Origin of the sequence: Leuconostoc suionicum (genome assembly GCF_001891125.1) — a bacterium.
Classification (GTDB): domain Bacteria; phylum Bacillota; class Bacilli; order Lactobacillales; family Lactobacillaceae; genus Leuconostoc; species Leuconostoc suionicum.
Genome location: NZ_CP015247.1, coordinates 1 through 15,029 on the forward strand (window position 1 = coordinate 1; position 15,029 = coordinate 15,029).

The 15,029-nt window shown below is 38.0% G+C and carries 11 protein-coding genes; 9 read left to right on the forward strand and 2 right to left on the reverse strand.

Annotated elements, in window-relative coordinates:
• Positions 1-352 precede the first annotated feature (352 nt).
• From dnaA to A6B45_RS00035, 7 genes are all read left to right on the forward strand, one after another.
• A complete protein-coding gene (gene dnaA, locus A6B45_RS00005) occupies positions 353-1,699 on the forward strand; it encodes a chromosomal replication initiator protein DnaA (RefSeq protein ID WP_072612821.1) in 1,347 nt (448 codons plus the stop codon).
• Positions 1,700-1,911: 212 nt separating this feature from the next.
• A complete protein-coding gene (dnaN, locus tag A6B45_RS00010) occupies positions 1,912-3,048 on the forward strand; it encodes a DNA polymerase III subunit beta (protein ID WP_072612822.1) in 1,137 nt (378 codons plus the stop codon).
• A gap of 176 nt (positions 3,049-3,224) precedes the next feature.
• Complete coding sequence (yaaA, locus tag A6B45_RS00015; RefSeq protein WP_072612823.1) at positions 3,225-3,671, forward strand: S4 domain-containing protein YaaA; 447 nt, start codon at positions 3,225-3,227, stop codon at positions 3,669-3,671.
• The gene (gene recF / locus A6B45_RS00020; RefSeq protein ID WP_072612824.1) at positions 3,653-4,777 is read left to right on the forward strand and encodes a DNA replication/repair protein RecF; all 1,125 of its coding nucleotides are present in this window, start codon (positions 3,653-3,655) and stop codon (positions 4,775-4,777) included. The genes yaaA and recF overlap by 19 nt, the downstream gene beginning before the upstream one ends.
• A gap of 61 nt (positions 4,778-4,838) precedes the next feature.
• Positions 4,839-6,857 (forward strand): DNA topoisomerase (ATP-hydrolyzing) subunit B, encoded by a 2,019-nt coding sequence (gene gyrB, locus A6B45_RS00025; RefSeq protein ID WP_072612825.1) that lies wholly within the window; start codon positions 4,839-4,841, stop codon positions 6,855-6,857.
• Between the two features lie 74 nt (positions 6,858-6,931).
• A complete protein-coding gene (gyrA, locus tag A6B45_RS00030) occupies positions 6,932-9,478 on the forward strand; it encodes a DNA gyrase subunit A (protein WP_072612826.1) in 2,547 nt (848 codons plus the stop codon).
• Between the two features lie 145 nt (positions 9,479-9,623).
• The gene (locus A6B45_RS00035) at positions 9,624-10,097 is read left to right on the forward strand and encodes a glutathione peroxidase (RefSeq protein WP_072612827.1); all 474 of its coding nucleotides are present in this window, start codon (positions 9,624-9,626) and stop codon (positions 10,095-10,097) included.
• A gap of 24 nt (positions 10,098-10,121) precedes the next feature.
• On the opposite strand, the gene A6B45_RS00040 is transcribed toward A6B45_RS00035, so the two are convergent.
• Both A6B45_RS00040 and A6B45_RS00045 read right to left on the reverse strand, forming a co-directional pair.
• Entirely contained in the window at positions 10,122-10,835 is a 714-nt protein-coding gene (locus A6B45_RS00040; RefSeq protein ID WP_072612828.1) for a LytR/AlgR family response regulator transcription factor, read from the reverse strand.
• Entirely contained in the window at positions 10,789-11,622 is an 834-nt protein-coding gene (locus tag A6B45_RS00045) for a GHKL domain-containing protein (protein ID WP_072612829.1), read from the reverse strand. Before A6B45_RS00045 ends, A6B45_RS00040 begins: the two co-directional genes overlap by 47 nt.
• 265 nt (positions 11,623-11,887) lie before the next feature.
• Here A6B45_RS00045 and A6B45_RS00050 point away from each other — a divergent pair, with 265 nt between their 5' ends.
• Positions 11,888-13,513 (forward strand): glycosyltransferase, encoded by a 1,626-nt coding sequence (locus A6B45_RS00050; RefSeq protein WP_072612830.1) that lies wholly within the window; start codon positions 11,888-11,890, stop codon positions 13,511-13,513.
• Complete coding sequence (locus tag A6B45_RS00055) at positions 13,510-14,982, forward strand: glycosyltransferase (protein ID WP_072612831.1); 1,473 nt, start codon at positions 13,510-13,512, stop codon at positions 14,980-14,982. Before A6B45_RS00050 ends, A6B45_RS00055 begins: the two co-directional genes overlap by 4 nt.
• Positions 14,983-15,029: the final 47 nt, after the last annotated feature.

Sequence of the window (15,029 nt, forward strand, 5' to 3'; positions counted from 1 at the left end):
TTATCCACATATCCACAAGTTGTGAACTTACCCCTGTGGATAATGTTTATAAACAGCCCCAATTATTGTCCTTTCGCCCTTTTACTTGTGTATAACAATGTTCATTTGTGGATAACCCACACATTTGTTCGTCTTAATATCAACACCCCCGCTTTTTCATTGTCCACAACTGTTGATATTCTCTAAAGTTGTCGTTTGCCTGTGGAAAACTATTTTTCTTATTGTTATAATTATCTTTGCTACTTCTTCTATATTAGAAAAGTCGTCGGTTCAATCCATAATCTGCGTTAAATACTATCAACGTAAGATCGTCATTTCATGCTGACTTGAACCATATTTAGGAGAGATAATCGTGACAAAACCAATAACCAAAGAAGAATTATGGTCAAAAGTGCAAGCCGAATTTTTTACCAAGCTCGGTCGTGTTACTTTTTCCACCTATATAGAACCGCTAAAACCGCTGACTCTAGAGGATACCAGTTTAACATTAGCAGTACCAAGTGATATGGCGCAAGATATAATTGATCAATGGGATAGTGAGTACTCCATGGACTTTGTACAATTTGCCATGTCAATTGCTGATGGTTTTATTAAACCCGACTTGCAAGTGGCCGAAGCAAAGCCTAACACCATACCAACTTTTTCAGATAATTTATCATTTACGCGCGAATCTGACTTAAATCCAGATTTTACTTTTGAAAAATTTGTTATTGGCTCAGGAAACGAGAATGCCTATGCTGTCGCGCGTGCAGTTGCTGATGAACCTGGACAAGTATACAATCCTTATTTAATTTATGGTGGAGTTGGTCTAGGCAAAACACATTTGATGCAAGCTATTGGCAATGCGTATGCTGTGTCGACGCCAAGCGCACACATTAAATACGCTACAGCTGAAGATTTTTTGAACGATTTTACTGAATCCTTACGCGCAGGGGATGGTGCTACAGCAGCTTTTAAGCAAGAATATCGTTCTGTTGACCTCTTACTTGTTGATGATATCCAATTCTGGTCTGGAAAAGAAAAAGTTCAAGAAGAATTTTTCAATACTTTTAACGTTTTAACTAAAAATGGTAAACAAATCGTTATGACTTCAGATAAATTACCAACAGAAATTGTTGATCTACAAACACGATTAACATCACGTTTTGAAGCCGGCATTATGATGGATATTCAAAAACCTGATTTACCAACAAGAGTAGCTATTCTACAAAATTTGTCTGAATCTGATGGCTTAGATATTCCTAACGATGTATTAGAATTAATTGCCGAAAAAATTGATTCCAATGTGCGTAGCTTAGAAGGGGCGTTCCATAAGTTTGAAGCCAGCTTGCGATACATGAATAAGCCGGCTACAAAGGAAACAGCTCAACAAATATTAGGTGATTTAAATATTAATCAAGGCTTCAAGATCACTGTTGAGCGCATTCAACAGGTTGTGGCAGATTATTATATGCAAACTATTGATGATCTTAAAAGTTCAAGCCGCAAAAAAGATCTTGTCACTGCACGGCATGTTGCTATGTATCTAACGAGAACGCTAACAAATGAAAGTTTGCCTGACATTGGCCGTTCATTTGGTGGGCGAGATCATTCTTCGGTATTACATGCCACAACCAAAATAACTGAAAAATCAGAGAGCGATCCGCGTACAAAAGAAATGTTGGACGCCCTAACTGATGAAATTAAACATGGCAAATAACTCTAAGCATTGCTCATAAAAACATATGTTTATAAGGTTGTAAAAATAGGGTAGTTACCAACAGCGTTGTGAACAACTACTTATAAACGTTCTGTTAGTCACAGGGGACTTTTCCACAACATCAACACCCCTTATTATTACTACTACTTATTTTTTATATAATTATTAATATAACTATCACTTATTTGCTCAATTTAAAAAGGAGTAACATCATGCAATTTACAATTAACCGTTCAGCCTTTATTAAAGCCCTCAATGATGTATCACGTGCTATCTCATCACGAACAACTATTCCAATTTTGACTAATATCAAATTAGTTTTAAATGATGAAGAATTAGTCCTTACTGGTTCAAATGCAGATATTTCTATTGAAACAACTGTGCCACAATCAGATACCAGTGCCCAATTAATTATTACAACTCCTGGTGGTATTACCTTACCGGCAACTTTCTTTATTAATATTGTTAAGCGTCTTCCTGATGATGCAATGACTCTTAATGTTGAGGGCTTACGAGCTACTATTACATCCGGTGCCTCATCATTTACAATTAATGGACAAGACGTACAAAACTACCCACAATTGCCAGAAATGGATGATGTGCAAAGCTTGAGCGTTTCTGCTGCGCAACTTGTTGATATTATTTCGCAAACAAAAATTTCAGCTTCTACACAAGAAAGTCGACCAATTTTAACTGGGATACATCTACAATTGACAGGAAATAGCGTGAAGGCAGTTACGACTGATTCTCATCGCTTATCTCAACGTATCGTTCAGCTAACAGGAACTGATGCCAACAATGTTGATGCAAATGTTATTATTCCAGCAAAATCTTTTAATGAATTACAAGCATTACTCGAGGGACAAGATCGTGTGGAAATCAAGTTTTCTACCAATCAAGCGGTGTTTGATTTAGGACATACAACATTTTATTCACATTTACTGGAAGGAAACTATCCTGAGACAGATCGTTTGATTCCCACGGAGAGCACGACACAAATCACAATTGAGGCAAGCTCGTTACTGGGTGCAATTGATCGAGCAAGTTTGCTGAGTCACGAAAGTCGCAATAACGTTGTTCAATTGTCATTAAAAGCAGGGCGTGCAGTGTTAACCGGTACATCTCAAGAAGTTGGACAGGTAACCGAAAAGTTGAATGCCAATAGCATTGAAGGGGAAGACTTAGATATCTCTTTCAATCCGGATTACGTTCGTGATGCTTTGCGTATTTTTAATGGCAAGCGTGTAGATGTTAAATTTACAAGTAATTTACGTCCGTTTACTTTGACACCTGAAGGAGAGACGGATAACAAACAATTACAACTCATAACACCAGTACGCACATTTTAATTTGTTCAAATACTTGAAAATAAACCCGTTTAGACAAAAATAAACAAAATACACTAATGAGGCCTAAAATTGCTTACACACAATTTTAGGCCTCGTTTTTGAGCTTTTAGGGTTTAAAAATGGTATAATACTATAGTAACTACCGTGACCATTAACTCACAAAGAGAAAGCGATATATGACAACCAGCGTACGTATCACAACTGAATACATTACTTTGACACAATTATTAAAAGAAGAGAACATTATTTCATCAGGCGGCCAAGCCAAATATTATTTAATGGATTTTCCGGTGCTACTCAACGGAGAAACAGAAAATCGTCGCGGTAAAAAGTTATACGATCATGATGAGATTGTTATTGACGGCGAAACGTACGTAATTGAATTAGCAGAGAATGCTGAAGAGTTGATAGCAGAAGCTGAGATACAAAGAGCTGAACGTGCTATGAACGCTAAAAAAACCGTCCGTGATGATCGTATTAAGGCACAAAAGGCAGCTGCAGCCAAAGCCCGTAAGGAAGCTAGATTTGCTGAATTACGCAAAAAAAATCGTACTCGTGCTGGTGGATTTGGTCGCTCGACAAACAAACCTAAAGGACCCGGTTCGTGGAACTCGAATCGTTAAAGCTCGATCATTATCGTAATTATTCAGATTTAACGCTGGAATTCAGCTCGGGTGTGAATGTTTTTCTTGGTGAAAATGCGCAAGGGAAAACAAACTTATTAGAAAGTATTTATGTATTGGCACTTGCAAGGTCACATAGAACCAGTAGTGACAAAGACTTGGTCCAGTGGCAAGCAAAAGAAGCAACTATTAGTGGCCGGGTTAAACGTTCTATTAGTGAGACCCCGCTGTCGCTCCATTTTTCTAATAAGGGTAAAAAAGCACGGGTTAATCATCTTGAACAATCAAAGCTGTCGCATTATATCGGGCAACTCAATGTCATTTTGTTTGCACCAGAAGATCTTGAGCTGGTTAAAGGTTCACCAAGCGTACGTCGCCGTTTTATTGACATGGAGTTTGGCCAAATGAACCCCTTGTATTTGTATAATACGACACAATACAAGCGGATTTTAAAAGAAAGAAATGCTTATCTTAAGCGTTTGCAACTTAAACAGACAACAGACACAGTATTCTTGGATGTATTGAGTGAACAATTGATTGATGTAGGTTCACAGATTTTAATTGCACGTCAAGAATTTTTGAACAAATTAGAATTGGCTGCACAACCAATTCACGCTGAAATATCTGATCAGCGTGAAGCTTTGAAATTACGTTACATGAGTTCGGTTGATTTTACTTCAGATGCTAGTCTTGAAGAGGTAAAATCGGTATTCGCTGATGCATTGTCACGTCAGCGTTCACGTGAAATTATACAAGGATCGACAATGGTTGGTCCTCATCGCGACGAATTACAATTTGATGTTAATGGGAATAATGTTGCTGTTTTTGGCTCACAAGGGCAGCAGCGAACAACGGCGTTGGCTATTAAATTAGCCGAAATTGATTTAATGCAACAAGAAACTGGTGAGTATCCAGTATTGCTTCTCGATGATGTACTTAGTGAACTTGATGCCAGTCGGCAGACACATTTATTATTGGCAATTCAAGATAAGGTGCAAACATTTATCACTGCACCAACACTCAGCGATATTGCACGGCAACTCATTCGAAAACCACGTGTGTTTCATGTGAAACAAGGAGTGATTACACTCGAAAACGACACATAGGTTAAATCAATGAATTGATTTTGCTATGTGATGATAATAGATAGTACATAAAGGATACAAAATGGCAGAAAATAACGAAAATAAAGATCAAGAATTAGAATCAGTTGATGATATCATTACTGATGACGAAGAAATTCGACACGCTAGCACGGTTGATGCGAATGCCGGTGATTATAATGCTGATCAAATTCAAGTATTGGAAGGCTTAGAGGCTGTTCGTAAGCGTCCCGGAATGTATATAGGAACGACTACAGCCCAGGGTTTGCATCATTTGGTGTGGGAGATTGTCGACAATGGTATTGATGAAGCGTTGGCAGGATTTGCTTCCCACATAACGGTAACAATTGAAAAAGATAATTCAATTACTGTAACAGACGATGGACGAGGTATTCCAGTTGATATCCAAACAAAAACAGGTAAGCCCGCGCTAGAGACTGTGTTCACCGTGCTTCACGCTGGTGGAAAGTTTGGCGGCGGCGGGTATAAAGTCTCTGGTGGATTACATGGTGTTGGTGCTTCTGTTGTTAATGCGTTGTCAACAGACTTAGATGTTAAAGTGGTTCGTAATAATAAAGTTTACTATATGGACTTCAAAGTTGGTCGTGTTCACACAACTATGAGAACCTTAGACGAGAAACCAACGATTGAACGCGGTACAATTGTTCACTTTAAACCTGATGCTGATATTTTTCGCGAGACAACAACTTATAATTACAAAACCTTGTTGACACGTGTGCGCGAATTGGCCTTTTTAAATAAAGGATTGCGTATTTCGATTGCTGACAAGCGTTTAGAAGAACCAATCAAAGAAAGCTTCCATTTTGAAGGTGGTATTAAAGAATATGTTCAATACCTAAACGAAGATAAGCAAGTTATTTTTCCTGAACCGGTTTATGTTGAGGGCGAGGAAAATGGAATCGTCGTTGAAGCTGCTTTACAATATACAACTGACATAAAAGACAGTTTGCGTACTTTTGCAAACAATATTAATACTTATGAAGGCGGAACACATGAAACCGGCTTTAAAACAGCATTGACACGTGTGATTAATGATTACGCACGTAAAAATGGTCAAATTAAAGATGGTGCGGAAAGCTTGACTGGTGAAGATGTTCGTGAAGGAATGACAGCGATTGTTTCTATTAAGCATCCAGATCCACAGTTTGAAGGACAAACGAAGACGAAATTGGGCAATTCTGATGCGCGTCAAGCCACAGATCGCATGTTCTCAGAAACATTTAGTCGTTTCATGATGGAAAACCCAAATGTTGCTAAACAGATTGTTGAAAAAGGTGTCTTGGCTCAAAAAGCACGTTTAGCGGCTAAGCGTGCTCGCGAAATGACACGTAAACAATCTGGTTTGGAAATTGGTAATCTACCCGGAAAGCTGGCGGATAACACATCAAACGACCCTGCCATTTCAGAATTGTTCATCGTTGAGGGTGACTCTGCCGGTGGTTCTGCTAAGCAAGGACGAAACCGTGTAACACAAGCTATTTTGCCGATTCGTGGTAAAATTTTGAATGTTGGGAAAGCTTCCCTGGAACGTGTTTTGGCTAACGAAGAAATTCGCTCGCTCTTCACAGCTATGGGAACTGGCTTTGGGGATGATTTTAATGTTGAAAAAGCTAACTATCATAAAGTTATTATTATGACTGATGCGGATGTTGATGGCGCACATATTCGTACGTTACTTTTGACATTATTCTATCGCTATATGCGACCTTTGGTTGATGCTGGCTATATTTATATTGCTCAGCCACCTTTGTATGGCGTTGCTTTAGGCAACAACAAATCAATGACTTACTTGGATTCTGATGAAGAACTTGAGTCATATTTGTCGCAATTGCCATCCAATGTTAAGCCAAAAGTGCAACGATACAAGGGACTTGGAGAAATGGATTATGACCAATTAGCTGATACGACCATGGATGCTCAGAACCGTCGTCTATTACGTGTTGATCCAGCTGATGCTGAAGAAGCTGAGGCAGTTATTGACATGTTGATGGGTGGCGACGTGCCTCCACGTCGAAAGTTTATTGAAGATAATGCAGTCTTTGTTGAAAATTTGGATATTTAATCCAAGTGTGTTTAGCATTGAAATTAAAAACACAATATAAAAGTCATAAAATATTTGCGAGGAGTAAATAAGTAATGTCTGAGTTAAACGACAGCCGTATTAAAAATGCGAATTTGTCAGAACAAATGAAAACGTCATTCTTGTCATATGCCATGTCTGTTATTGTGGCACGTGCACTGCCAGATGTGCGCGATGGCATGAAGCCGGTACATCGCCGAATTCTGTATTCAATGATTGAACAGGGGAATACACCAGATAAGCCACACAAAAAATCGGCTCGTATTGTTGGAGATGTGATGGGTAAATACCATCCCCACGGAGATTCTGCAATTTATGAGTCAATGGTCCGGATGGCACAACCTTTTTCGTACCGACACATGTTAATTGACGGTCACGGAAACTTTGGTTCTGTCGATGGCGATGGTGCTGCTGCTATGCGGTATACGGAAGCTCGCTTGAGTAAAGTCGCCATGGAAATGGTTCGGGATTTAAATAAAGATACAGTTAATTTTATTCCCAACTATGATGGTGAGGAACGCGAACCGGAAGTATTACCAGCACGTTTCCCAAATTTGTTGGTTAACGGGGCTACTGGAATTGCCGTTGGGATGACAACGAACATTCCAACGCATAACCTTGCTGAAGTGATTTCTGCGCTTCATATTCTGATGAATAATCCAGAAGCTACCACAGCCGACCTTATGGAAGCATTACCTGGACCCGATTTTCCCACCGGTGGTATTGTTATGGGAAAGTCAGGTATCCGTCGTGCATATGAAACTGGGCGCGGCACTGTAACTGTACGTGCAAAAGTAGATATTGAACAACTTAAATCAGGCAAAGAGCAGATTGTTGTAACTGAGCTACCTTATGCCGTTAACAAGGCGCGTTTAATTGAGCGTATATCAGAATTAGCGCGGGACAAAAAGATAGAAGGTATCACAGGAATTCGCGATGAATCTGATCGTGAAGGCTTGCGAGTTTCTATTGATGTTCGTCGCGACGCTTCGGCAAGTGTCATTTTAAATAATCTATATAAGCAAACATTATTGCAGACTAGTTTTAGCTTTAATATGTTGGCGATTGATCACGGTGCGCCAAAGACAATGAGTTTGAAAGAGATACTTGTTGCTTATCTGGCACATCAACGTGAAGTTATCCGTCGTCGTACAGTATTTGAATTACAAAAGGCACAAGCGCGCGCACACATTTTAGAAGGTTTACGCATTGCGCTTGATCATATAGACGAAATCATCACAATTATTCGTTCGTCAAAGACATCTGAGGAAGCTAAAACTCGTTTAATTAATGGTTATGCTTTGTCTGATAAACAAGCACAAGCTATCCTGGACATGCGTTTGGTTCGTTTGACTGGCTTGGAACGTGACAAGATTGAAGAAGAATATCAAAAACTTGTTACTCTGATTGCTGATTTGAAAGATATTTTGGCGCATGAAGAACGTGTTGATGAAATTATTTATAATGAGCTACTAGAAATCCAAACAAAGTTTGGTGACAAGCGTCGCACAGAATTGCAGGTTGGTGACGTTCTAAGTATTGAAGATGAAGATTTGATTGAAGAAGAAGATGTAATCGTAACATTGACTAACAGTGGTTACATCAAACGTGTTGCAACTGGAGAGTTCAAGGCACAAAATCGAGGTGGTCGTGGTGTTCAGGGTATGAATGTTCATGATGAGGATTTTGTTGACCAGATGATCTCCACATCAACGCATGATACTTTGTTGTTCTTTACTAATAAGGGTAAAGTCTACCGTATGAAAGGTTATGAAGTACCAGAATATGGTCGCCAAGCGAAGGGAATCCCAGTTGTTAACCTTTTGAATTTTGAAGGAAACGAAAAAATTCAAACCGTTATCAATGTTCGTGGAGAAGCCGGTGAAAGCGATGATTATCTATTCTTTGTAACTCGTTTGGGTGTTGTCAAGCGTACAGCGGTTAAGGAATTTGCAAATATTCGTACGAATGGATTAAAAGCCTTAACTTTGCATGATGATGATGAAGTACTATCTGTTCAAATTACGGATGGTACGCAAAATATTATTATCGCGACACATAATGGTTATTCAGTTAGTTTTGCTGAAAATGATGTACGTGTTATGGGACGTTCAGCTGCTGGGGTTCGTGGTATTCGCCTTCGCGAAGGGGATCTAGTGGTTGGTTCTGACGTGCTGGAAAAAGACCATAATGTTTTGATCATCACGGAAAAAGGCTACGGAAAGCAAACACCAGTGAGCGAATATCCAATCAAAGGTCGTGGCGGTAAAGGAATCAAAACGGCAAATATTACCGAGAAAAATGGTCCTCTTGCTGGAATGACTATTGTCAGTGGCCAAGAAGATATTATGGTTACGACGACACAAGGTGTAATGATTCGTTTTAATGTTGATTCTGTCAGTCAGACAGGACGTGCAACACTAGGTGTGCGTTTGATTCGCTTAGAAGGCAATGCTAAAGTGGCTACGTTAGCAAAAGTAGAACACGAGGAAGCGCTTGAAGATGTTTCACGTGAAACATCTGATAACGCACCGTTGGATGAGCAACAAATTGACCAAGTTTCAGAACTATTAGATCGTGCACAAGACGATACTGATAAATAACAAAAAATAAACCAACAGGACGTTAGCAGCCTGTTGGTTTATTTTTTTATAAAAGATAGAACAATTGAAAACTTGGTAGGAAACAAATAGTATAACAACTAATTTTCATAATGTTATAATACATTAAAATTAAGGAGTAGTGATTATGAGCATATACGATTATTTTGCAACCTTAGAAAACGGAGAAACTTATTCACTTAATAAGCTAGCCAATCATCCAGTAGTGATTGTTAATACTGCTACGAAGTGCGGCTATGCACCACAATTTGGTGAGTTAGAAAAATTATATAAAAAGTATAAAGATAAGGGACTAGTAATTTTAGGCTTTCCATCTAATCAATTCAAACAAGAGTTAGAAACTGCATCACAGGCAGCCCAAGCATGTCAGCTCACTTATGGTGTAACTTTCCCAATGCATCAACTAGTTGCCGTGAATGGTAAAAATACAGATCCTTTGTTTAAATATTTGAAAGAGAATTCAAAGGGGATGCTGGGTAGTAGCACAATCAAATGGAATTTCACAAAGTTTTTAGTGGATAAGGAGGGAAACGTCGTAAAACGCTATGCCCCAAAAACAGAACCCAAAGAGCTTGAAGAAGATATTGAAGCTGTTTTATGAGTGCCACGCATTCTGGTAAAAAACTTAAGCCCGTATTGTTGGTGTCTTAAATTGGATTAAATGATGTTGAAATTTACGTGTCACCGGCAACAGTGTACCATCTGTTAACTCAATTATTTTTTCTGACTTTAAATAATGCTTGATAAAGTCACGATTAATACAAAATGATGCATGAATTTGTATGAAATTTTCATGGCTTGAAGCAATAGTTTTGATTGTATTTCGAATTTTGCTTACACCATTCCTTGTGAAAACATTGATATAATGTGTACCCTTATTACTGGAGAAATAAGACAGGTGGTTGAGGTCGAATTGGACGAGGTGTGCACCATTGCGTATAGCAATCAAGTTAGGAGATTTTTTATCGTATCGTTCGAGCACTTGAGCAGCTGTGCAAATAGCAGAATTGAGTTGTTGTGCGAATACAGACTCAGGTTGTGATTTGTCAATAAAGTCTAGTGCACTGATGTGATGTTGAAATGTGTGCCATGATAATTCACAATGAGTTGTGACAATAATAATCGGTGAAATAATATCATTTTTGCGAATCAGTTGCGCAGTTTGAAGGCCTGCATAAATAACGCCTTTAATTTCAAGATCCAGTAAAATAATCTTCGGTGTTTTATCTTTTAGCACCGCAGATAATAAATTGGTTGGCGAAGTGAACGTGTGTATATGTTGTATATACTGTTTAATACGCTTTTGTTGTGTAAGGTTGTCTTCTAGCAGATAAATCATTGTGAAGTTCTCCGATAGTAAGCGTCTGCGTAAAATTCTGATTCATCAAAGTAGCATGCATTGAAATCGTAGGCATCCGCGTCATGTACTGTTCTACAAAGGTTAATCCAATACCAGAGTGGCCTGCTTTCGTTGAGAAACCGTTTTTGTTCATGTCTGAGAGGGCTACATTCTGATTAATGGTATTTGTAATACTGACAATGTGATAGTCATTATCTGACAAAATAGATAAAATGACCGTCCTTTCGAGGCTGTTTATTGCTCCCTCAATGGCGTTATCAAGCAAAATACCAATAGTTCGATAAAGATCTAGCGTTACAGTCATGTTGAACTTTTCTGCAATATCGACTTTAAAAAATAGACCACTATCAATGGCATACTGATTTTTGACAACGAGCAAACTACGTAAGTTTAAATCGGTGATCAATTGAAGATTTAAAGTTGGTGAAAGAGGTAAAGCACTAGTACTTTCTGATAAGAAAGAATGATAGACTTCTTCTATTTCACATAAATTTTTGGTATGAATTGCTAGCGCTAAACTGGCAAGTATGTTTTTATAGTCGTGTTGAAAATGTCTATAGGACGAACAAATTTGCTCCAGTTTCGTAACATATGTCTGTGTGGCACGACTTTCATATTCGTGTTGTATGCGTAATTGCTGAAAATAATTGCAGAGGGGGCAAATCATGATAACTAGTAAGAAAATAAATGTTAATCCAACTAACCAGATAGAATCCAAGAACATATTGATAGGTACCGTAATTGATAAATTCAGAGTAGGGTTCATTTTGAAAGTCTTTCGTTTGTATAATAAAAGAGGATTATGTAAATAAATTACAAATACTTTGCTAATCGTATAATACGAAATAAATTTTCGAAAAGCTTATTTTGAATTCATAGCGTCGTCAGTTTAATTGCTAATTAATCCATGAGTTTTAAAATTGGATATAATTAGGTTGAGAATTATATTTTTTTAATTCGGAAAGGAATTTGTGACAGCATATGTGGGCATTCTGCCGACTGTTTACGTGTGTTAGGTCATTATTTATAGAATGATTTTTTTCTTAAATGCAACTATGCAACCACAGAAATCAGGAATTGAGCATGCTCAATTAAAACGTGCCGATCTTTTTCGAGCGCATGGGGAACGGTTTAAAATTGTTCTTCGCGAATGGGATCCTCTTTTGCATGAAAATATAAAAGCAACCAGCTTAAAATCCTTCGAGGTGATTAACATGTTTGATTATTTTCAGGAAGCAACCGAGGTATCCAATCAGACGATAACAGTTGATAAACTGGATTTTGGTGTGGCTAACACGCATAGAGTTGAAGAGCTTAAAAAAAATCGTTATCTTATTTACGATATAAATCAACAGCTTATTGCTCGTGTTAATTACCGGACTGGTCAAAAGCAAGTGATATCTACTGAGTTGTTTGATGGCTTTGGTAATTTATATTGTGTTAATATGTATGATTCTCGAGGCTTTGTTTCTCTATCTCAATGGTACACACCCGATAATAAAATTGGTTCCGAAACATGGCAAAGTCCGGAAGGAAGAACGGTTTTAGAAGCATTTAACAAAATCAATAGTGATGGATCTGTTGAAAAAGTTTGTTGGCGGTTGATAAGTAGGGTAGGCGAAATCCATATTTTTGATACACTTGAGCAAGTAACCTTGCACTTCTTAAATTTGCTTAACGATGAGTACTGGTCAAAAAATGAACCGAATATTTTTATATTAGATCGTGCACATTTGGCTCAAACTGTATTGCCTTATTTGGATAAGCCGTCATACAATGTACTTTTTTTGCATAATTCTCATGCTAGTGATGCGAGCCATCCTGAAAAGGGCATATTAAATAATAATTATGAGTATAGTTTGTTTAATATTAACGTCTATGATGCTGTGGTTAGTGCTACGGAAAGGCAAACAAATGATATTCGCAGTCGATTCAAACCAACCACGAAACTATTTACAATTCCAGTTGGCGTCATACCAATGAAACAGTTACGACAGCGACGTGTGCCTATGGCAGAGCGAACATTTGGTAAAGTCGTGGCATTGGCACGTAAAGCACCAGAAAAACAACTTGATCAATTAGTAAAAGCGGTTGCGTATGCGCGACAGCAAGTGCCACAAATAACGCTTGATTTATATGGGTACAAGGATCCAACCAATAATTTTCTTGCTGAACGTTTGATTGAGTCAGCCATTAGAGAAAATAATTTAGAAAACATTGTGACATTGCATGATTATACTGATCAGGTTGCATTGGTCGAACAAGACGCGCAAGTGTTTGGTGTTACTTCAAGTATGGAAGGATTTAATTTATCCCTGATGGAAGCGTTGGGGCAGGGCGACATTGGGGTAACTTATGATGTCAACTATGGTCCAAATTCAATTATTGCTGATGGAAAAAATGGTTACATCGTGCCTCTGAATGATTATAAATCTATGGGTGAAGTGTTAATTCACATCTTCAAAAATCCACGTCTCATGCAACAAATCAGCGACACATCCTATGAAATGTCTTATCGATATAGTTCTGACACGGTGTGGGCACAATGGTGTTTACTTTTGATGGATGCAAAAAAAATGTGGCCAGTCAAACAAGCTAATTATTTTCATATGGCGATTAATGATCTAGAGGGTGCGGATGAGGAGAGTGAATTATGAATTATTTCATTTCGGAGAATGCATTTGAATTTAACTCCGGTACTGAATTTTCTCAGGCTGCTCGCACATCGATGTATAATTCATTTGACAATTTAACGTTATTTGTTACACGGAATTATGCACCAATATTCCATCGGACAATTAAAACACTTGGATTAAATGACCATCAAGTTTTGAATATGTATGATTTTTTTCAAGAGGCAACGCAGGTTATTCGAGTCAAACAAAATTTACGTGAGTCTGTCACAATTCCTAAAAAAAGATACGTCATTGAAAGTCCTAATCCCGACCAATCATTGATCCTCAACGAGGGTCGCACGGTTGCTAAGGTAAATGTCATGCCGGCGACAGTTGCGCTAATGGGTAATGTTGAATACCTTGATCGCTTTGATCATATTGTTGCACGTGACGAATGGGATTATCGTGGTTTTAAGTCGTCAACCGCTTATTTTCATCCAAATGGTGAAGTTAGTCTGCAAAAATTCTATACTCCTGCTGGGAAAGTTGTTTTAGAGATCACACATATGAATGTCAAAGGGCATTTGATGCCAACGATGTATAAGTTGATTAATTATTGTGGTGCAAATTATCGATTTAATACAGAAAATGAATTATTTACCTTTTTTATGAACGAGCAACTGAAACAAAATCCAGGGACTATAATTTTAGAAAGAGCTAGTATGTTGAATACTATGCCGGGAATAAAAAGTACAAAAGGAAAATATTTTTATTTGCATAGTTCACATACAAATTTGAAGGGACAATTGTTGACAACCTTAGTTGAATTGATGCGTGGTGAACTAGGTTTTACCGGTATTATTGTGGCCACGAAACAACAACAGCAAGATATGCAGCCATTAACAATGCTACCCGTGTTGGCTGCACCAGATACGATTGTCAAAGAAAATAAAACAAATTCATTGGCCAATTGTAAATCACATAAAATTTTAGTATTGGGCCGAATTGCCAAAGAAAAACAACCACAAGATGCGCTGCACATCCTAAAAAGCGTGCAAGCTAGTGTAGCAGATGCTACGCTAGAATTCCGAGGTTACAGTACTGATCGGCAGCTACTAAATGAATTAGATTTATTAATTGACCAACTAGGATTAAAAAATACTGTTACATTTGGTAACTATGTTGTTGGTAAAATGTTGGATGATGTAATAGAAGGGGCGCAAGTGTTGCTATCAACCGTACCAACCGAAGGGAGCGGTATGCAAAATATTGAAGCGATGTCGCATGGGCTTCCTGTAATCGCGTATAATGTTAATTATGGACCAAATACTTACATGCCAAATGAGCAACTTGTACCAATTGGTAATTATGATCAGGCTGCAAACAGAATAGTTTCGCTATTTCAAGATGATAAGCAATGGCGAGAGGCAAGTAGATTAGCTTCCCAACAAGCACAATTATTTACCAAAGATAGTGTTTATAAGCAGTGGCAAGATTTGAACTTGCAATGAGTTAAATATGATTTGGTCTAAAATCAGGAGAATTGATCTCCGTACAT

Bases quoted from the DNA above. Each gene is read 5' to 3' on its own strand.
- A6B45_RS00055 (WP_072612831.1), top strand. From the start codon at position 13,510: ATGAATTATTTCATTTCGGAGAATGCATTTGAATTTAACTCCGGTACT.
- A6B45_RS00045 (WP_072612829.1), bottom strand. From the start codon at position 11,622: ATGAACCCTACTCTGAATTTATCAATTACGGTACCTATCAATATGTTC.
- A6B45_RS00035 (WP_072612827.1), top strand. From the start codon at position 9,624: ATGAGCATATACGATTATTTTGCAACCTTAGAAAACGGAGAAACTTAT.
- gyrA (WP_072612826.1), top strand. From the start codon at position 6,932: ATGTCTGAGTTAAACGACAGCCGTATTAAAAATGCGAATTTGTCAGAA.
- yaaA (WP_072612823.1), top strand. From the start codon at position 3,225: ATGACAACCAGCGTACGTATCACAACTGAATACATTACTTTGACACAA.
- dnaN (WP_072612822.1), top strand. From the start codon at position 1,912: ATGCAATTTACAATTAACCGTTCAGCCTTTATTAAAGCCCTCAATGAT.
- A6B45_RS00050 (WP_072612830.1), top strand. From the start codon at position 11,888: ATGATTTTTTTCTTAAATGCAACTATGCAACCACAGAAATCAGGAATT.
- gyrB (WP_072612825.1), top strand. From the start codon at position 4,839: ATGGCAGAAAATAACGAAAATAAAGATCAAGAATTAGAATCAGTTGAT.
- A6B45_RS00040 (WP_072612828.1), bottom strand. From the start codon at position 10,835: ATGATTTATCTGCTAGAAGACAACCTTACACAACAAAAGCGTATTAAA.